Here is a 244-nt window from a genome sequence, read left to right as displayed (position 1 = left end):
TGGATCTGCGGTTCCCCCATCACGAGAACGAGATGGCCCAGACTCGCGCGGCCGGCTACGATTCGGCGGCGCGCTGGATGCATTCCGCGTGGGTGACCGCCAAAGGCGAGAAGATGTCGAAGTCGCTGGGCAATGGCCTGTCGGTGCCGTCGGTGCTCGCGTCCAATTCCGCGTGGGTGGTGCGCTACGCACTCGGCAGCGTGCAATACCGTTCGATGCTCGAGTGGTCCGATCAGACGCTGGC

General features: G+C 65.2%; 1 pseudogene. It reads left to right on the top strand.

The features are described 5' to 3' along the window. Positions 1-244 (top strand): annotated as a pseudogene (locus B2994_RS06700) (cysteine--tRNA ligase); the annotation flags it as partial.

The sequence above is a fragment of the Bifidobacterium sp. UBA744 genome (assembly GCA_002298605.1).
Classification (GTDB): Bacteria; Actinomycetota; Actinomycetes; order Actinomycetales; family Bifidobacteriaceae; genus Bifidobacterium.
Note: the sequence above shows the minus strand (reverse complement) of the source record. Positions and strands in the feature narration are given on the sequence as shown.